18 protein-coding genes are annotated in these 18699 nt (G+C 60.8%); 15 read left to right on the forward strand and 3 right to left on the reverse strand.

Features of this window, described 5'->3' with window-relative positions; translation table 11 throughout:
* From pilO2 to pilV, 7 genes are all read left to right on the forward strand, one after another.
* Positions 1–1263: a type 4b pilus protein PilO2 gene (pilO2, locus tag CTP10_RS37635; RefSeq protein WP_058698194.1), complete on the forward strand. Its 1263-nt coding sequence runs from the start codon at positions 1–3 to the stop codon at positions 1261–1263.
* A complete protein-coding gene (locus CTP10_RS37640; RefSeq protein WP_058698193.1) occupies positions 1260–3062 on the forward strand; it encodes a GspE/PulE family protein in 1803 nt (600 codons plus the stop codon). The genes pilO2 and CTP10_RS37640 overlap by 4 nt, the downstream gene beginning before the upstream one ends.
* The gene (locus CTP10_RS37645) at positions 3059–4099 is read left to right on the forward strand and encodes a type II secretion system F family protein (RefSeq protein WP_058698192.1); all 1041 of its coding nucleotides are present in this window, start codon (positions 3059–3061) and stop codon (positions 4097–4099) included. Before CTP10_RS37640 ends, CTP10_RS37645 begins: the two co-directional genes overlap by 4 nt.
* 36 nt (positions 4100–4135) lie before the next feature.
* Positions 4136–4636 carry a prepilin type IV pili gene (locus tag CTP10_RS37650; protein ID WP_058698191.1) on the forward strand — a complete coding sequence of 167 codons (501 nt, stop codon included), beginning with the start codon at positions 4136–4138 and terminating at the stop codon, positions 4634–4636.
* A gap of 128 nt (positions 4637–4764) precedes the next feature.
* A complete protein-coding gene (locus CTP10_RS37655) occupies positions 4765–5016 on the forward strand; it encodes a hypothetical protein (protein ID WP_233528062.1) in 252 nt (83 codons plus the stop codon).
* Between the two features lie 169 nt (positions 5017–5185).
* The gene (locus tag CTP10_RS37660; protein ID WP_058698190.1) at positions 5186–5665 is read left to right on the forward strand and encodes a hypothetical protein; all 480 of its coding nucleotides are present in this window, start codon (positions 5186–5188) and stop codon (positions 5663–5665) included.
* A gap of 7 nt (positions 5666–5672) precedes the next feature.
* Positions 5673–6920 carry a shufflon system plasmid conjugative transfer pilus tip adhesin PilV gene (pilV, locus tag CTP10_RS37665; protein ID WP_058698189.1) on the forward strand — a complete coding sequence of 416 codons (1248 nt, stop codon included), beginning with the start codon at positions 5673–5675 and terminating at the stop codon, positions 6918–6920.
* A 701-nt stretch (positions 6921–7621) separates the two neighbouring features.
* Here pilV and CTP10_RS37670 read toward each other — a convergent pair.
* From CTP10_RS37670 to CTP10_RS37680, 3 genes are all read right to left on the reverse strand, one after another.
* A complete protein-coding gene (locus CTP10_RS37670) occupies positions 7622–8635 on the reverse strand; it encodes a CAP domain-containing protein (protein WP_058698188.1) in 1014 nt (337 codons plus the stop codon).
* Between the two features lie 530 nt (positions 8636–9165).
* Positions 9166–10341 carry a FlhC family transcriptional regulator gene (locus CTP10_RS37675; protein WP_058698187.1) on the reverse strand — a complete coding sequence of 392 codons (1176 nt, stop codon included), beginning with the start codon at positions 10339–10341 and terminating at the stop codon, positions 9166–9168.
* Positions 10342–10353: 12 nt separating this feature from the next.
* On the reverse strand, positions 10354–11562 hold the full coding sequence (locus tag CTP10_RS37680) for a hypothetical protein (protein WP_058698186.1): 1209 nt from the start codon (positions 11560–11562) through the stop codon (positions 10354–10356).
* Between the two features lie 597 nt (positions 11563–12159).
* On the opposite strand from CTP10_RS37680, the gene CTP10_RS37685 reads away from it, so the two are divergent.
* From CTP10_RS37685 to CTP10_RS37720, 8 genes are all read left to right on the forward strand, one after another.
* Entirely contained in the window at positions 12160–12468 is a 309-nt protein-coding gene (locus CTP10_RS37685) for a hypothetical protein (protein WP_058698185.1), read from the forward strand.
* Positions 12469–12564: 96 nt separating this feature from the next.
* Positions 12565–12993 (forward strand): hypothetical protein, encoded by a 429-nt coding sequence (locus tag CTP10_RS37690; protein WP_058698184.1) that lies wholly within the window; start codon positions 12565–12567, stop codon positions 12991–12993.
* 3 nt (positions 12994–12996) lie between these two features.
* A complete protein-coding gene (locus CTP10_RS37695; RefSeq protein WP_058698183.1) occupies positions 12997–13797 on the forward strand; it encodes a hypothetical protein in 801 nt (266 codons plus the stop codon).
* 12 nt (positions 13798–13809) lie between these two features.
* Entirely contained in the window at positions 13810–14379 is a 570-nt protein-coding gene (locus CTP10_RS37700; protein WP_058698182.1) for a single-stranded DNA-binding protein, read from the forward strand.
* Between the two features lie 212 nt (positions 14380–14591).
* Positions 14592–15668 (forward strand): primase-helicase zinc-binding domain-containing protein, encoded by a 1077-nt coding sequence (locus tag CTP10_RS37705; RefSeq protein WP_058698181.1) that lies wholly within the window; start codon positions 14592–14594, stop codon positions 15666–15668.
* A 103-nt stretch (positions 15669–15771) separates the two neighbouring features.
* On the forward strand, positions 15772–15981 hold the full coding sequence (locus CTP10_RS37710) for a hypothetical protein (RefSeq protein WP_058698180.1): 210 nt from the start codon (positions 15772–15774) through the stop codon (positions 15979–15981).
* Positions 15982–16134: 153 nt separating this feature from the next.
* The gene (locus tag CTP10_RS37715) at positions 16135–17358 is read left to right on the forward strand and encodes an ISL3 family transposase (RefSeq protein WP_116318649.1); all 1224 of its coding nucleotides are present in this window, start codon (positions 16135–16137) and stop codon (positions 17356–17358) included.
* Positions 17359–18358: 1000 nt separating this feature from the next.
* Positions 18359–18694: a hypothetical protein gene (locus CTP10_RS37720; protein ID WP_176844252.1), complete on the forward strand. Its 336-nt coding sequence runs from the start codon at positions 18359–18361 to the stop codon at positions 18692–18694.
* Positions 18695–18699 lie beyond the last annotated feature (5 nt).

Consider the following 18699-nt stretch of genomic DNA (forward strand, 5'->3'; position numbering starts at 1 on the left):
ATGGCCGAGATCCTGTCATTCCCCGGGCTGAAGGGCGGCTTTGCTATTGGGTTGTCCTGGCTGCACGAGGAGGCACAGCCTACCAATAGCGCCTTGCGTGCAAGCGCTCTGGAGCTTGGCCGCAATGTTCGTTGGGGCGTGGTCCATGAAAGCGCCGAAGGTGCGGTCCAAAGTGGCTTCTGCGAACCCATGGCCGGCGCGAAGCCTGCTGGGCTAAAGCCGCTCGCCGCCATCGTGGCGAGCCAGCATCGTCAGCCATGGATGGGCCTCTTTCACCTGCAAGGCAGCCGCTGCTGGTATGTGGCGGTCAGACAAGGCCATGCCGTCATTACCGGTGGAGATCAAGTCGGCACTCTGGAAGAGTTGACTGCAGTCCGCGCGCAGCATCGGGCGCTTGGCGAATGGACGGAGGTTGAGGGGACGCTGCGCGACCTGGCGGCGATGGCGCGTGCGTCGAAGGGCGTGTCGGCCATGCGGGACGTCCTGACGGGGCCATGGAAGTCGACCGCTTACGTCGCGGCGGCGATCGCGGGGACAGCCGCGCTCGCCGGGGGCGGGTGGTATTGGTATGACCAACAGCAAAAGGCGGAGCGCGAAGCCCAGCTGATGCGTCAACGCGCAATCGCCGCCGCGCAGCGTGCCAATGAGGCCGCGCAGCAACGGGTGTTGCCTTGGGTGGAAGAGGCCGCGCCGGCGGCCTTCCTTCAGGCATGCCGCCGTGCGTGGGACAACCAGGCGCTCGCTGAGGCTGGGTGGACGCTCGCCGGATGGCACTGCAAGCGAGCCACCTCGACGACCATGACGATCGAAACGAACTGGAAGCGGGATGGCGGGATCGCCGCCAATGCGCCGGGTGTGCTCACGTCGGACGGCAATCAGGCGAATGCCTCGTCAAATGTCCCGGCTGCCTTTCTGCCTTCGGCGTCGGCTGTTCATTCCGTTGCGGATGCACAGCGGTCAATGTGGACCTACGCGCACGGCAGTGGCGTGGGCTTGCAGTTGACCATGCCGCCCGCGCTGCCTCCGTCAAATGGCAATCCACCGGTTGATCCCTGGCTTTCCATGACAGCAGATATCTCGTTCGGCGCACCGCCTTGGCTCGGCACGGGCGGAGGTCTTGATGCCGTGCCTGGCTTGCGGCTCACGGAAGTCAGCTACGACGCAGCCACTCAGGCATGGAAGGGAACCGGGAAGCTATACGCACTGCGGGACGGTGCATCGCCGCCGGTAGCGGCCAATCACAACGTCGGAAAACCACGATGATCGGGACCATTTCGCGCCTGTGGCGCAATCCGAGCCGAGATCCTGCCCGTTTCACGGCAATTGCCTTGCGGGCCGAGCCGTCGGTGAAATCCGACGTGCTGACCTTGCCGCCGCCACCGGATGTGTTGGCGCCCCATATCCTCTATCCGAAGACCATTCCGGCAACCTTCGACCGCGTTGCCTGCAACATGAACCGCCTGACGGCTGAGCAAGCGGCGGCTCTGCGTCAGCGCGCGTCCGAGAGCGGACTCTATGTCGAGAATCTCGTCGAGGAGTTCGGCCTCACCAATGATGAAGTGCAGCAGGTGCTGGCGGTGCACGGTTGCGAAATCTACGTGGACGCGCGGCACTTTGGTACGCCTCGCTTCCTTACCTGGGAAGCGAAGCTGCGGCGCAGCGGTGCGGCGCCACAAGTGCGCAAGGTGTCCGCGCAGGAACTCTCGGTATTGCGGCAGCAGCGCGGTACAGGCCTGTTGCAGGATGCAGACCTGCATACGTTGAGCCTGGCGCGCCGGCTGATTGCCGATTGCGCCGTGCTGGTCGCCTCGGATATCCACATCCTGGTCCGTGAGCACCATACCGAGATCCAGGTGCGGGTCAAAGGGGACCTGCGCACGGTCGCCGCCCTGTCCATGCGCAGGGAAGAGGGGGAGCGACTGATCCGGGCAATGTACACGGGCTTGGCCACCGTGAAGGCCGCTACCTACAATCCGCTGGACGTCCAGGATGCGCAGATTGCCGGCGACGCGCTGCCCGGCACGGGCCTTTCCAGTGTGCGGATCGTCCGCGGGCCGGCCTATCCGGTGGAGAGCGGCGGTGGCTTTCTCGTGGCGCGCCTGCAATACCGGGAACATCACCAGGGAGCCAAGAAGTCCGAAGCGCTCGAGGCGGCGAAGCGATTGGACCTTCGGATGCCAGAGAGTCCGATGGGCGATTTCAAGCTCGGCGAGATGGGATACACGCCCTTACAGGTGGAACTGATCTCGCAGTTACTTCGTCGGCCCATGGGGGTGATCGTCGTGACGGGCCCAACCGGCAGCGGCAAGACGACGACGCTCTTCGAGTGCACCCGCCACCAGGCCCGTCTATTCCCCCAGAAGCGGCTGGTCACGATCGAGAACCCGACCGAGTACCCGATGGACTGGGCGATCCAGCTTGTCACGGAAAGCGAACGCTTTCCGGAGATGCTGCGCATGACACTGCGGATGGACCCGGATGCCGTACTGCTGGGCGAAATCCGTGGTGTTGAAGAGGCGATCGCAACGCTGCAGGCCGCGGCCACTGGTCACCTGGTACTGACCACCCTGCACGTGACCGATCCGTTCGAAACCTTCTTGCGGCTCGTCATGCTCGACCACGTGCGTCTGGCGATGGACGTGATCTGCAATCACAACCAGGTCATCGGTCTGATTGCGCAACGGATCGTCCCGTTGCTTTGCTCGGAATGCTGCGTGCCAATTGAAAGCGCGGCAGAACCGCTGCCGGACTACATGATGCGTGCGATGCGCTCTTGGGGGGATCTGTTTGGCGTGCGCGTTCGCGGCGCAGGGTGCGAACACTGCCATGGCGAAGGCATTGTCGGTCAGCAGGCAGTGGCAGAGGTCGTAGTGACCAACGAGGCGCTGATGCAAGACTGCATCAACGACGGGGTGTTGGCGGCGAGGCGCAACCACAGGGCGCGGCCCGGCTCCGACAAGCCGATGATCGCTCACGCCATGGACCTGGTCCTGGCCGGCCGGCTCGATCCGGTTGACGCCGAGCGAAATGTCGATGCCATTCCGATGCGGGAGCAAGTGTGAACGGATTGTCCTGGGGAATGCGGCGGCGCCTGTATCAGCAGGCATCCAGCCAGTTGGAGAATGGGCTGACTCTCGCGCAGGTTCTGGAGGATTTCCGCGAACGGCAAGCTCGGCGCGGCAGAAAGCGCGCGGCCGAGGCGGCGAACGAGGTGGGTCGCCAGGTACGCGACGGCAAGACACTGATGGCGGCAATGGGCGCAAGCCTTAGCGATCTCGAGCGCAGCGTGCTGGACGCGGGTGAGAGGGCGGGGCAATTGCCGGAAGCGATGCGGCTCGTGCTGGACGTTCGGGACCTGACGACACGCCTTCGTCAGAAGCTACAGGCGAGCTTCTTCGCGCCAACGGTGTATCTCGTGACGCTCTACGTGGTCTTGCTGCTGATCGGGGGATACATCGTCCCGCAGTTCCTCGATGTACTGCCGCTCCAAAGATGGACGGACTGGGCCTATGCGATGTACTGGATGGGGCAGTTGGCGGTGGGGTGGCCAGCGCCAGTGATTTTCGGCGGGATCGGTGCATATGCCGGCTGGAGTTGGTGGGCGCTGTCTCGATGGACGGGGCCGGGCAGGCGAGTCTGTGACCGGCACGTGTTCCCGTTCACGGCGTACCGAGAGATTACTGGCTTCACCTGGCTGATGTCCTTCGTCGCACTGTTGCGGGCGAACGTACCTGACACCGTTGCGCTGGAGGGACAGATCAGCTCGGCGTCGCCCTGGCTGGCGTCACGGCTGCGGCCGATCCGTCTTGGGCTTGCTGATGGTCTGGACCTGGCGGAGGCCATGCGTCAGGCCGGCAATGGATTCCCGTCCTTGGATCTAATCGACGAAATCGGCGCATATGCGGGCTTCGATGACTTCACCGAAAAGATCACGGTGGCCGTGCGCCAAAACGCTGAGGTCATCGAGCGGCAGTTGCTCGCCAAAGGGATGGTCATGTCCGCGATCTTCACCGGGTTGATGTTCCTGGCCTTCGTGGTGCTGCAGCTCGGCTCCAACTCTCTCTCATCGATCCTCACGTCCTCGATGGGACAGTTCTAACAAACGGCTTATTTCAAACTCAAAAAGGGGTATCGAATGGATGGAATTCTCGGGCGCATCGTCGCCATTGTCTTGGGCCTGCTCGCACTGGTTGGCATTGCCTACGCGGGTTACAACGGCTTTCAGACCCATAAAGCCGGTGTAGTCGCGACCAACCTCACGCAGCTGATTACGAACGCTCGTGCCGGATTCTCGCAAGGGAACAACGGGTATACCAACTTCACGACGGCGAACATCGCGGCCATGGTTACTGGCGGCATGTTTCCGACGGACATGGTGCGCGGTACGACGCTGGTCGATCCGTGGGGCAATGCAGTGACGCTTTCGTCCGCCAACAATGGCTCGCAGGGCGTGATCACCTTCGGCGGCGGCAACGCACAGACCGCAAAGCAATGCGTAAGCGCAGCCGTGGGTCTCAAGGACTATGTGACGCTGACAGTCGGCTCGACGACGTTCAACCAGGCCAACCTTCCCGACCAGGCGACCGCCGGCGCGGCCTGTAGCGCCACGGCGACCTTCGCTCTGACATTCCAGTGAGTAAGGCGAGCGTGCGGCTACAGCGACCGCTTCTGCATCGGTATCACATCCACGATGGAAGGCAACGTAATCGAGCATGGCACTTTAGGGGTATGACGTGGATGGGATTCTTGGTCGGATCATCGCGATTGTTCTGGGCCAGTTGGCACTCATTGGTAGTTTCCTACGCGGGGTACAACCGCATCCAGAGCCACAAGGCCGGGGCAGTGGCAACCAACATTGCACAGCTGAGCACGATTGCCCGCGCAGGGTTCTCGCAGGGCTACGACGGCTCCACCGAACTTCACGACGGCGATCGTTCCGTCGATGATTACCGGCGGGTGTTCCCGACGGACATGGTTCGCAGCACCACGCTGCTCGATTCCTGGGGCATGCCATGACGCTGTCTTCTGCCAACGGTGGCTCGCAAGGGGTAATTCAGTTTGGTGAAGGCGGCGGTCGGACCGCAAAGCAGGGCGTGAGCGCGGCCCTGCTTCTCAAGGACTGCCGCCTTTACGCTCACCTTCCAGTGAGGTCGAGGGCCCGTGCTGGTTCCTCAGGAGAAATGTCATGGGTTACCTGATCATGCCCATCGCCACGGTCCTGTTTTGTCTTGGATTCGTGGCGCAGCTCGCGCAGTTGTCGCAAGCGGCGCCCGGTGCCGGTGTGCCCGGTCGCATGGAATCGGTGGCAACCATCACCGCACAGCAGGCGCAGGCCTACGGCGCAGCCTGCGTAGCTACGGCCGGCGCGACGCCCGGCCTGGTCGGAGCAAGTGTCACGCCGGTGCTGCCGGCGGGCATGGTGACTCCTGCCGGCGCGGGCTGCATGGCCGTGGCCAACCCAGCTGGGGGGCGGGACGTGTACGGCTATGTGCGCGTGTCCTCAGGGGCGGGCGCGTCGCTGCTCGGCACCACCCAAGGCAGCCTGGCGTGGTTCCGCGTCCGAAGTCAGGGCACGGGCGTCAATCTTGCAACCGGCATGGCGTACAGCGTGCCGGCGAACATTCCCGTTGGGGCGCTGGTCCACTGGGTCCAGCTGAACACCTGAGAAACGCATGGAAGCGATACTCGGATATCTCATCGCGCTGATGCTCTCGATGCTGAGCCTTGCCGGCTTCGCGACGTGGGCGAAAGCCGGCGTCACGAACGTGCAGACCGCAGCCGCGGCGAGCCAGATGCTGGTTTTCGATAAGGCCGCCCTGCAGTTCGTGCAGGACGAAGCCGCAACGCTGGTCGCCCAGGCCACGGCGAGTGTGCCGGTGTCGGTCACGCCGGCGATGCTAGTCAATGGTGGCTATCTGCCCGCTGGTTTCTCAGTGACGAACGTGTTCGGGCAGACGTGGTTGCTCCAGGTCATGCAGCCAACGCCAAACAACCTGCAGGCGCTTGTCACATCGCAGGGCGGCCGTGCCATCACAGACACGCGCCAGCTGGTGCAGATCGCTGCGCAAGCCGGTGCGCAGGGCGGCTTCGTACCATACGCAGGGCAGAACGGAGACCCGACGATGGTGCCAACCAGGGCCTATGGGGCGTACGGCGCGTGGCAGGTGCCGCTGGCGAACTACACCAACCCGGGGAGTGGCCGGCTGGCTTCGTTGTTGGCCTTCACCGGAGCGCAGGCCAATAACGGGTATCTGTACCGGGTCCAGGTACCGGGGCATCCCGAGCTGAACCAGATGCAGACATCGCTCGACCTGGGCGGCAATGACGTCAACAACGCAAGGCGGGTGTCGGCAAACACATCCCTCACAAGCAACGGTGAGACATACCTGACCAGCACCGGAAGCCCAGGCAGCGCATGCGGTGTCGACAAATCGATCCGGACGAGCACAACGGGAACGGGGCTCGTGATTTGCTTCGGCGGCATTTGGCAGCCGATCGGCACGGCCGTCACGAATGTGACCGACGGTACGTGGTGCGGAAACAATGGCCAGCTTGCCACGAGCGGTACAAACGTCGGCTACATCTGCAAAGGGAACCGGTATGTCGCGTTGACCAACGGGTTGGGGAACTTGTCGATCACGCGGAAATTCGAGAACGTATCGGATGGAATGACGTTCTCTAAGGACAACTGCCCTGGCGGCACCGCTTGGGCGATGTACACACCAAGGCAGGAAATGGTGAATATCACTGGAACCGTAATGCCGCCCATTCAAGGAACGTACTTCTCAGTGAACGACTATGGCACCTACTGGTACGCGCAGGCAAGCGCCATGTCGCCAGCGGCTTGGTATAGCGGCAACGATACCGGGGCTCTTGGAGGGCAACTGCTGGGCACCGTCACGACAGGCTGCATGTACTAGAAGCAAGATCGATCTATGAAGCGCATTCTTTTGGCGAGCGTTCTCGCTGCCGAATTCTCAACAGCGGCCGCACAGTTGTACACGTTTCCGGCGTCACCAATGACAGTGGCAGACTGTCCTGCCGGGAAGATCTGGCTCGTCCAGAATGGTCTGGCCACTTGCGGCGCTCCGGCACCGCCCCCGCCGCCACCACCTCCACCACCGCCTCCACCACCGCCAAACACGGTGACGTTTGTGCTTGTTGCTGGCGGCTTTGCGGCGGGTGGCGGCGTGCCGGTTCCAGCGGCTACCCCGTACGCATACTCGTACACATCCCGGCAAGGTTTCGGGGGCAGTAATGTAGAGTATGTGCTGTTCGGCAGTGTCCCCTACGATCAGTTGAAAGCTTCTGGCGGATACGCAGCATTGACGTCTGCGCTGGTCACCGTGAGAAATCCGGGGGCGTCGACGGTCGTGAACGGGTGGGTCATCACTCATGGCACACCGTCAATGCAGTTTCAAGCCGTTACTGGGCCTGGGTTCGACTCGGCCTTGACCGGCGGCGGCAGCAACGGCCCAGGGACGTGCTTCACTTGGACATACCTGGCGCCGGCCAGTGTTTGTAATAACGGCGCTACAGTGCAGTGAGACTAGCCCGCGGAAGAAGAGAAAATGGCCCGCATCGATGCGGGCCATTTCCAATTTTGCAGCTTGGCGCTACGTCAGTATACCGTGAAGCTCCAAGACTTGCTGATGGCTACGCCGTTGCGAGCGCCCGCGAAAGTTGCGGTGTAAGTGCCAGCCGAGAGCGGTTGGGTAGGGAGAAGGAAGGCCACTCCACTGTAGACGTAGGGATCCGAGATAGCCGAAGCGACTGAGCTCGGCTTCGCGGCGCTGGCAACCAGAACTCTGGCGGGAACTGCGTTACCCGCTGGGCCCGTGAGGATAAAGTTTGAGACCGTCAGCACGTCACTTGCATTGGGAGCTGGAACCCTGAACATGACAGGGTGGCCTGCGCTCGGCAGATCTGGTGCCGGGCTTGGCGACTCGGCGGTGGCGGTGAATGTTCCTGGGACGCTTTCGGCGTCGATTGGAGAATAAGCAAAGGCGTTCGTCGCCATTTGCTGTCCACCCCACTGCGGGAGGCCATATCCGCTGCCGTTTGCACCGGTCTTTACGCCAAAATTCATAACGCAATAACCGTCACGAATGGAAAGGCCGATCGTCTCCTGGTTGCTGGTGATGCCCTGCAGGTGATACACCGAGTTCCTAAAGTCCGCCAGGCAGCCGATGGAACCATCTGCCGCTTGGCTGATCCACTGGTCCTTCGAGGCACCCGCGGCTACGCCCTGTTCGTAAGGAGTTGCACCGGTAAAGCCGGGCTTGCCGGCAGTTTCGTCGTGGCCAACCGCAGAATTTGCTTTCAGGTACGCGACGTGGTTGTCCGCGGCAACATCGAGGGCTGTATCTTGCTTCAGGGCACCGACGCCCATCTTGATCCGATAGTCGCTCAGGGCATTGAACGCTGCCAGACGCAGGTCGCCACTGGGGTACGAAGGGGCGGAGACCGTTGTCGCCGGCGGCACCGACGTCGGAGCCTGCGGAACCGTTGGCGTGGTTGGTGTACTCGGCTCCTGCTTGGAGCCACCGTCGTCGCCACCACCACCGCCACATGCGGCCAAAGTGAGCGCCGTGGCCGTGGCCAGGACCGAGAAAGCGAATTTGGAGTTTTGCATTTTTCTTCTCTGATTTTGAATCGGCCGGGGATCGGTCCGTTATTTTTAGCTTAACGTCCGGGGCGCAAAGTCAAGTCCGCGCCCAGCCTTCGGCCGGCGTGAGCATACACGAAGGGGAACACCATCTAGACGACAAACTAAAGCCAACTTTGACCCCCTGAAGGTGGGGCTTCAGCATCAGTGGTGTAAGGGGTCCGGCCGCAGTGGTTGCAAATATGGTGCTGCCGCATGGAGAGGAACCGTTGTTCGCGCCACAGGCGGATGCTGCGCGATCCGCAATAGCAGGCCATGCCAATATTCGTTGCGCATTCGGGATGCTTCTCGCAGTACTGCTGAAGCTTTGGGGTCTCCCTTGACGGCAGCAGATACAGCAGGAAGAGGCCGATGTAACGCGTGCAGAAGCAGATCAACGCCCACTTCCAGCCGCTTCATCCCCATTGCCGCGCGAGCATGTATGCCAGGACCGGGGGCACTACAAAGACGAGAACGAATAGAATAGCGGTACTCATCATCCTTCAGTCCTCTTTGATCTATTTGTGCCGGCGCGCCGCGCCATTTGGACCGCCAAGTAGCCCACTGCAGCCGGGGCAGGAGAATGCGTGGCTGAGTTCAATACGGGGCGCCGCGTTTGCAATGAGATAGGGGGTCCGACATACCCTGCAAGGTGCCAATTCCAATTGCGCATCGGTGGACATGGTTCGGCAAATGTGACATGCCCGATCGGCAGAGATCTTGGACGAAGTTCCGAAGAATTTTTCAAAAAGATCGTAGGCTGCGATGAATGCCTCCGGAACATTGGCGCCGAACGCCAATGCAATGCGATACAGCGTGACGATGGTCGTCGCCTGAAGGCGATGGGTAGGATGTTCGAAGTACCAGGCGGTCGACGTCGGTAGCTGACCGGAGGGAGAGGATTTTCCGTGGATCAGGTGGAACAGCTTGCGGGTACGTGTCGAGGTTATGCCCAGCAGCGATGTGATAGTCGAGGCGCGGCAGTAGCTTCGGACCATCATTTCGCTGTAGACCTTCTTCTGGAATGGCTCCAACCGGAGGTTCGTCCAGCTGTTCTTCGTCGCCAAGCGATCGGCGCGCAGCGGGGTGGAGGTCAGGAAGTGATGCCCTTTCGAATCGGTCCCCAGCCGACTGGAATCAAAGTCGATCCAGAAAGTCTTGCTATGCAGGCGCCAACGGAAAATCGGGAAGTCCACCCGCGCAATGGCCGTGTCAAGGACGTGCTGCGGGAGCGAACGCAGATACTCTGCTAGCTCCTTGGTGATCCCGAGAAGCGGCGCGGCCAGAATGCTGACGTGGAGCAACTCGACCATCAGCCAAATGTAATGGCGATTGTTGTAGAACAAGCGAAGCTTGTCGTCGTTGGTCCAGCCAGGTAACTGAGAACGCAGTGTGTCGACGGCCAGTGTGGTCGTTGTGTTTTCACTCAAGCAACGCCAGTCCTGTACCTCGGAGAGCGTCGGCACGACAACGAGGAACGGGGTGCCCATCAAATCGCGTTGCGTGGCCTCCGCCTTGCGGACCTTGTCGACGCCACCTTTGCCAATATGCAGCATCTGCTCAAGCTCAGGGTGCGCGCCGAGCAGTTCCGCAAGGTGATCGGTGAGGTGATAGTTTGCCGACCGAATCCGATCGCATGTCATCCTGGTGAGTCGCAAACGCTCAAACTCGGCGGTGGGGGAGTGCTGTAGCATAGCTCTTTGCTCTCATCGGGCATTCAGGGCCGAGCGAATGTCGGCGTGGAGACGTGAGACGATGCTGTCGAGCACCGTCAAGGCCGGGCGGAATTCGGAAACGTCTCCGGCCATCTGTACGGCGAGCTGCACCGACGCGAATGTCGAAACGACTTGCTCGAATTCCGTCACCAGTTTGGCGAGTTCATCACGGGCGCGCGCACGCTTATCCAGGACGGACGAGCGTTCTGCGATTTCGTCCTCAATCTGCTGGCGCCGCGACTGGATATCGGCCAGCTCTGCCTTTGCCGCGGAGAGTTCGTCATTCTTGGCGGCCAGGGCGTCTTCCAGGGAGGCGTAGCCTAGCGGAACCACTTGCACTTCAACGGTTTCCGGGCGGGTATTGGCCTTCGAGAACGCCATGCGGTCCTGCAGCTCTCGCTTCTCGCGCTCCAGATCATCGATCTGCATCCGGATAGCGCTGTAGCTCAAGTTTTGCCGGGTCATCTCCTCCCGTACGTGACTCAGCGCTTCCCGATCCGCGTCGCGTTCTGACGCCAATCGTCCGAGCTCAGTGTTGAGGCGCCTAATCTCAAAATCCTTGTCGGCATTCTCGGAAACCGTACTTGCAAGTTCCGCTGTCGCGATGTCCAACTTGGTTTGGACGTCGATAACCTCCTCCTCCTGCTTACGAAGCCGCTCGACGAACTTGCGAATGTCCTTGCGATGGTAGGCCGGGTCGTTCTCCTTGAATTCGATGACCGCGTCAATTTCCTCCGCGGAGTAGTCACGCCGGCGTAGAACCATAAGTTCACCAATATTGAGCTTCGAAAGCGCGCCGTTGTGCTGAAGAAAGCGATGGTAGAGACTCAGGTATAGCTGTGCCTGGCTACGAGTGAGGTCGAGTGCGTCCTCAGCGATGGTGAAGAACATCTCCCGCGCGCGTGACCGTGCCGCTCGGGTGTCGCCATACTCAGCAGCGACGATTTCCGTCGTTGATTCATGCATGAGCTGAAGGTCCGCCCCAAGGTCCTGGAGCAGACGAGAGATCTTGTCCTTCGTGCGCTGAATGTTTCGGACACATTGAAGAAGACGGCTGAATGCGTCCTCGTTGACTGGGACAGTCCCGAGCGCATTGCGTAAGGCTATCTCCGCTCGGGAGACCTCAGGTTGCACAGGGAAATTCACGATGTCTGCCCGCACGGCAGGAACGTCTTCAGTTTTGATTTTTTTCTGCGGCATTTTTCGCTCACTTGGAAGGAACCTGACAACCAGCGTTACGGCCCAGAAGCGTTGTCAAGTCCTCATGGAGAGTACGGAACGTGCGACGCCTTTTGGTCAGCAAAAGCTCTTCATTTAGGGGTGTCATTTGCCGGGACAGGTGCAAAGCTGGTTGCTTATGCTTCGCTTATCGGTACCGTTTGCCCGGGAATTTAGGGGTTTACCCCTAACGTTAGGGGTCGATATTAGACATTCGAAAAACAGAAATAAACAAACCTTAATTTGCGGACGCGACCTCAAACCATGAGCATGCTCATGCGTTTTTCCCGGAAAGCCACCGTGTTTTGGTTAGCTTTCTGCCTACCTTCCTTGATCCTCTGTCGTTAGGATCGTGACAAACCTGCGTTCAGACGCATCGACCTAGTGCGCGCCGAATGGCGGCAGCGCTCAATCTCATAGTCCCCCGCCCACGCCAGCGTGCTTTCGCCATGCGCTACTGCATGCCGCAAGCGCGTTGAAGCGCAGCTGTTCCTCCAGAGATTCCTTGCTCCCTCGGAGCATCGAACCATCGCCTGGCATCTGCCAGGAAATCCCTTGCAACGTTTCTGGAGAGAAACTATGGAATCCTTTGTCACGAATCTCATCAAGCGTCCATTCAAATTCTTCATGCTCTGCATGGTGTTGTACATGGCGTCGCAGTCGTTCATCGTCGGTGCCTTTGTGACCGTCGTTGGACTGTCATTCCTGTATCACCGGGCCATGGTCTGGAACAAGGCCGTGCCCGCAGCGCCGAAGGTTTCGATGCCGGATACCCAATCCAAATCGAAGCACGAATCGCATCAAGTGGGAGATCCGCTCGAGCAACCGTATGAACGCTCGGCTGTGGTGACGCCGCTTCGTCGAGCGGGAACGCACGACCGTTCCTGATCCGTTGCCGCCTCTCTGAGGCGGCGCTTTCCACCTGTCGCGGGTACCCGTTATCCGCCGGCTGGCGGGTCTCCGGGTGCCTGTCCGGAGACCATCATGGAAACGACAACAGCGGGATGGCAGCTCGACTTCTTCGGTGAGGCGGCCGCCATCGTAGTGCCCCCTCCCAAGCTCGACCCGTTGCCCGACCCTTCTCTCTGGAGCAAGGCGGTGCGCGAGAAAATGGTCGACGCTCTCATCAGCCTCGCCTGCGATAGCCGGCGCGGCGACAACATGCCGGAGTCCCTCATCGACTGTGCCGAGATGCTGCGTGCCCGCATGCGCAATCGGCCTCTCGATCTGGAGGAATACTCGATGACGCTCGGCTGGATCTTTGGCTACTGGAATGGCGCGTTGCCATATAGCTACGTCTGCGCAGTATCCGGGGTCGACCCTGAGACCCTGCAAGACGTGATTCTCAATCATGCCAGGCTGCGTTGCGACCTCGATGTGGTCCGACGTTTGTGCTGTGGCTCCCTTCTTTAGACCATGACTTGGCTCAATCTCATCAAGCGTGTGGCCGGTGTTCTGAGCGCGGAACACAGAGGGTCATCCTCTCCCAGCACGATCCCGGTCGGCACGGGCGCCGCCAACGAGCGGCAGTTCTATGTTCACGGCGTCCCCCATCTGCTTCGGGACGAAGGTGATCGCGTGATCCACTTCGTTGGGGGCTTTCATCATCGGCTGCAAAGCACGCCGTATGGCGACAAGCTGCTGCCGGAGGTGATCCCTCGTTGGAAACAGGTCAGCGTGCATCCAGGCGAAGCGCTGGAGAAGGTCGCGGCTGACGTCATTTTTCAAGCCGAGCGCGAACTCACGCCGGACGTGCCGACAAGTAGTGACGCGCCAGCAGGAGGGCGCCGCTTTCAGCCAACGCGTAGCTTGGATGGCGCCCAGCCATCGCGCAGCAAACGCGAAGACGGCGAGCGGGAAGGGGGCGGAAGCGCCTCCTCTGAAAAGGGTTCCTCTTCCGCCTACACCGTGGGCAAGCTCATCGAGTGGGGCGAAATGGAGTTCCCCAACCGTAAGTCTGGCGGGCCTCGTACCTACACTTCGTTTGCCGTCAAGCTGTACACGAGTGCCGGCGAGAAGACCCTGCAGGGCGAAGGTCTGAAGGACGCTCTCGCAGAAGCCGGTTGCAAGCTGGGTGACCGTGTTGCGGTCAAACGCCTGCGCAAGGAAAAGGTGCCAGCCTTCGATAAGAAGACTGGCGATCCCATTAAGGACCCAAGGACCGGAGAGCAGAAGCTCTGGGACAGGTGGGTCTGGAACATCAATCTCGTTCATTGAATAGGAAGCACCATGGCATCCGTCAACAAAGTCATCCTCCTGGGCAACCTCGGGGCAGATCCTGAAACTCGTTACATGCCCAGTGGCGACGCGGTGACAAACATCCGTATTGCGACCACCGATCGCTACAAGGACAAGCAGTCCGGCGAAATGAAGGAAGCCACCGAATGGCATCGCATTTCGTTCTTCGGCAAGCTGGCAGAAATTGCTGGTCAGTACCTGCGCAAGGGTTCGCCGGTCTACATCGAAGGCCGCATTCGTACGCGCAAGTGGCAGGATCAGTCCGGCCAGGACAAGTACAGTACCGAGATCGTCGCCGATCAAATGCAGATGCTCAGTGGTCGCGCGGGTGTCAACGATGACGACGGCGATGCCGGCGCAGAGCGAGCGGATTCGCAGCAGCGTCGTGGGAGCGAGCAGCGCTCGGCTCCGCCAACGCAACGCTCGGGCGCGGCGCGTCAGCAGCCTGCGCAACCGCCGTCGGGTGGATTCGGCGGATTCGACGACAATGAGATTCCCTTCGCGCGACCTGCAGTGCTCGATGGCATTCCCTTCCGCAACGATGGCGCGCCGATGTACTGACGCGCTCCTCCAAGAAGTGCCTCTTTGAACTAACTGCTACCGGCTTGCCCGGTAGCAGCGGTGCCTTTCTCGGCCGCTCGGCCAAATCCCCATATTCCCCTCAGCTAAACGCAATGCTGAAAAGACCTTCTGGCCTCGGCCGGGATGTCTTTTGAGCAAGCGTTCCTTCGCCTGTCTCAGGCATCGACCAACCCTCCACCTGGAGCCATCCCATGAAAGAACTGAGTGATATCGTAAAAAGCTGGACGCCCGCTCAATGGGACGCTCTGGTGAGGCAGTACGTGCCAGCGGAAGTCCTGACGGACAACTTCTGGCGAGGACGCCCAGGTCCGTGCCCCCTCTGTGGTGGCCATGACCGCTTTACCTATGACAACAAACGCGGCCGCGGCGATTGGGTCTGCCGGAAGTGCAATGCAGGGAATCCGAAAGCCGGCGACGGCCTCGAGCTCGTGCGTTGCTACACCGGCATGACCTACTCGGAACTGTGGCGGGACTTGAATGGCGAGCGGGCTGTGCCGATCGACCCCCCCTTTACGAGGCCAAATTCAGCTCGCCGGGGGAAAGCAGTAGATCCCGCCACCAAGATGCGGCGTATTGCGAAGCAGTGGGAAGCTGCTGCCGGGCTGGTGCCTGGCGATCACGCCATGCGCTATCTTGCTGCCCGGGTTCCTGGCCTGCGCGCGCCGCGGCCAACGGCCTTGCGCCTGGCGGTGCAGGACTATTGGTATGAAGGCCAGCTTGTTGGCCGCTACCCGACCATCGTTGCGCAATTCACACGGCCAGATGGGCGCATGGCCACGGTGCATCGCACGTCGCTCGACCCGCGACAGCCCGCCAAGGCGACGATAATCACTGCGGATGGGGAGATCCTCCCGGCCAAGCGCAATGGTGTGTCTGCGTTGCCGCTGACCGGTGGTGCAGTGCGTCTGATGCAACCGCGCGATGGTGAAGTTGGTGTCGCGGAAGGGCTGGAGAGCGCCTATGCGGCGTACATGCTCTTCGGCGTGCCGGCATGGAATTGCCTCAACCGGGTACTGCTGAGTCAGTTTGTGGTGCCGCCGGACCTGGGCATCCGCACGGTCCACATCTTCGCGGATTTTGACAGGATCGACCCGAAGACCCGAAAGTCCCCAGGCATGGCCGACGCGCTCGCGTTGGAAAAGCGGTTGCGCGCCGAAGGGCTGCACACCGTCATGCATCGACCAAAGGTTCGTGGAACCGACTTCTGCGATCAATGGCGCACCGAGTACCAGTTGCGCCTGATGTCTCAACAGGCTGTTACCGCCTGATCAGTTCGCCACCAGCCGGTGGCGCCTTACCTAACCTCTGCCCTGTGGGTCCTTCCCACAGGGAAGGAGTCCCCCCTTGGCAGGCTCTCCGAGGAGAAAAGCAATGCCGCAAAAGGGTTTCACAGCAATCATCAATAAACTGCATATCCAAGCTATGCGTGCGACCGCCGCTACGGAAGTTCAGGCCGGACAATCGGAAGCGCAATTCTTCGATGTGTACCGCCGAGAGCCGTCCGGTGGCTTCACGTTCCTAGACCGGAAGTTCTCGTTCGATTCCGCCCTCGACTACTGTTTGGCGCCGACTCTTCACTGAGAGGCCATCCCATTCACAAAAAAGCCCAGCAAACTGCTGGGCTTTTTTTTGGTTCTTCGCCGATCTGCGTGACCGTTTAGAAACAAAAAGGGCCAACACGCCCACCACTGTTATCTTGGAGTTGCGACACAACAAGAATCAGGAAGGTGGAGGTTGGCCCCACGCGATTGTATGGCCCAGCTCGGCTGCTGGGAAGGCTATCGCATGCGCGATAGTTGGGAAGAGACCCGCAATGGGCAGCGTATTTGCATCATCCGGCTGGAACCTAAGGGGCGCCGTAGGCGGTGCTGCGATGGCTGTGGTCGGGGCGTTAGCAGTATCCATGATCGGGTAGAGCGGCGCGTGCGGGATCTGCCTGTGTTCGAGATTCCGGTGGAGCTGATCGTGCCGCGACTTCGTCTGGCTTGCCGGCGATGTGGCCCGAAGCTGGAGCGCCTGGACTGGCTCGCGCCCTATGCGCGGGTTACGACGCGGCTTGCGGCCAGCGTAGCGCAACTGTGCAAGGTCATGTCGTTGCGCCATGTCGCGGCCTTCTACCGGTTGGCCTGGACCACGGTCAAGCGCATCGATCTGCGCCATCTTGAGCGGGAATTGGGACCGGTCGATCTGAGCGGGGTCACGGTGATCGCGATGGACGAGTTTGCGATCCAGAAGGGCCATCGCTATGCCACAGTCATCGTCGAGCCGTCGAGCAAGCGGGTACTCTGGGTCGGGCGCGGTCGCTCCCGAGAGGAAATCCGGCCCTTCTTCAAGCTGCTTGGCCCTGAAGGCTGTGCCCGGCTTCGCGCCGCGGTGATGGACATGAATACCGCCTACGACCTGGAAGTGCGGATGCACTGCCCGCAAGCGGAGGTTGTCTATGACCTGTTCCACGTGGTGGCCAAGTACGGTCGTGAGGTCATCGACCGCGTCAGGGTGGATGAGGCTAATCGGCTGCGCGGCGACAAGACCGCTCGTCAGGTGGTGAAGTCTTCTCGTTGGTTACTGCTGCGCAATCGGGAGAACGTCACGCGTGAGGCCGATCAGATCCGGCTTGATGAAATACTGGCTGCCAACCAAGCGCTGATGACCGTCTACGTGCTCAAGGACGATCTCAAGACGCTCTGGACATATCGGCATCCCGGCTACGCCCGGCGCTTCTGGCAAGGGTGGTACGAGCGCGCAATGGCCAGCGGCATCGCACCTCTGTGCCTGTTCGCCAAACGCCTCAAGCCATATTTACCCGGCATCCTGGCTCACAGCCGCTGGCCGTTGGGAACCAATCTGGTGGAAGGCATCAATAACCGGATCAAGGTCATCAAACGGATGGCCTATGGCTTCCGCGATGACCATTACTTCTTCCTGAAGATCCGGGCGGCCTTCCCCGGAAATCGGTGAAGAACCTTTTTTTTTTGGTGCGCCCGGCAGGGCGCACTCACTTGAGGGTGCAAGTCCCTTACACACCCGGCAAGGGGAAGTGTTAGCCAGAGACAAGGGTTTCCCGGGCGACTGGGAGTCTGAAGGAAGTCCGAGGCAAAGCGCTGGCCTGACGAACAGGAAGCGGATGAGGCGTCGTATCGGGGTGAGGTAGCCAAAATTGCCAAAGCCCAGTACTTGCACGGAACGGTGCGGCGTATATCCGACAGGCATAAGCGTGAAGGTGGGTGCGTCATACCCGGGGAGATCTGCACCGCTGCCATGGTGCTACCGACGTCGAGAGGCGTCGGGATGGCGGTGTAGAAGTCAGCAGAGGCCATATTGTGCGCTGAGCAGCGCGTTGTTCGGGAGGGTTCAAGTCCCTCTGACGCTCAGATGAGGGGCGTCATATCCAAAAGCGGGGGTAATGCCTCGCTGGCCGGAGAGAGAAGGCAGGTATGGAGATGCCTAACCGGGCACGAAGGCGAAAGCCGGAGACAGCCAAGGCAGACCTGGAGCCACCTTCCCGTAGGTCTCCGGAGGGCAGGGTGTCCACCGCGAGGTGGAATCCGAAGGGCATGAGGAGAAGTACCGGGCCGTAGTCGATGGGGGCTGCCCCGATGACGAACCGGTCGGCCAAAGGTGGGGCAAGGTCGAGCCCGCAGTATGGGGGCGAAGGCGTTCTCATTCACCCACCGCACCAAGGTGTTTGCGGACGGCACGGTACGGAAGAACAGCGTGTGACCTCAGGAGGACTGGCACAGTCTGCGGGTGGCACCGCGGGAAGTGAGCCTATAAGCGAGGAGCGAAGTGGCGAGCGGTGCTGTGCCAGTAGTCGGACGGCTGAGTAGTACCTGAAGCGTGGCCAAAACCACGTGACCGAGCGATCGGCGACAGAAGTGGGTCGGGGAAGGCAGCCGGCGAAGATGATTGGGAAGAGCCCGGACGACAGTGAGTAAGGACACGGAGGAGGATCAGTTCCATGAGTGAAATACCCGTACATCCGCGCCCGAGGAGACTGTCTGACTGGATCAACCCGATGGAAGCAAGGAAGGTCCACTCATTAATTGACAAGGTTTTTCAACGGAAGAATCTGGAAGTCGCCTGGGAGCGAGTCCGGGCCAACCGGGGCAGTGGCGGTGTCGATGGAATCAGCGTGGCAGACTTTGCCGAACAGGCGGACCAGCATCTGGACCGTCTGCAGGCAGAACTGCGTGCGCGGACCTATCAGCCGCAACCGGTCCGGCAGGTCTCGATCCCGAAAGTCGGCAAACCGGGGGAGTTCCGCAATCTCGGCATACCGACGGTGATCTCATAATGCAC

The organism is Cupriavidus sp. P-10, assembly GCF_003402535.2.
Taxonomy (GTDB): domain Bacteria; phylum Pseudomonadota; class Gammaproteobacteria; order Burkholderiales; family Burkholderiaceae; genus Cupriavidus.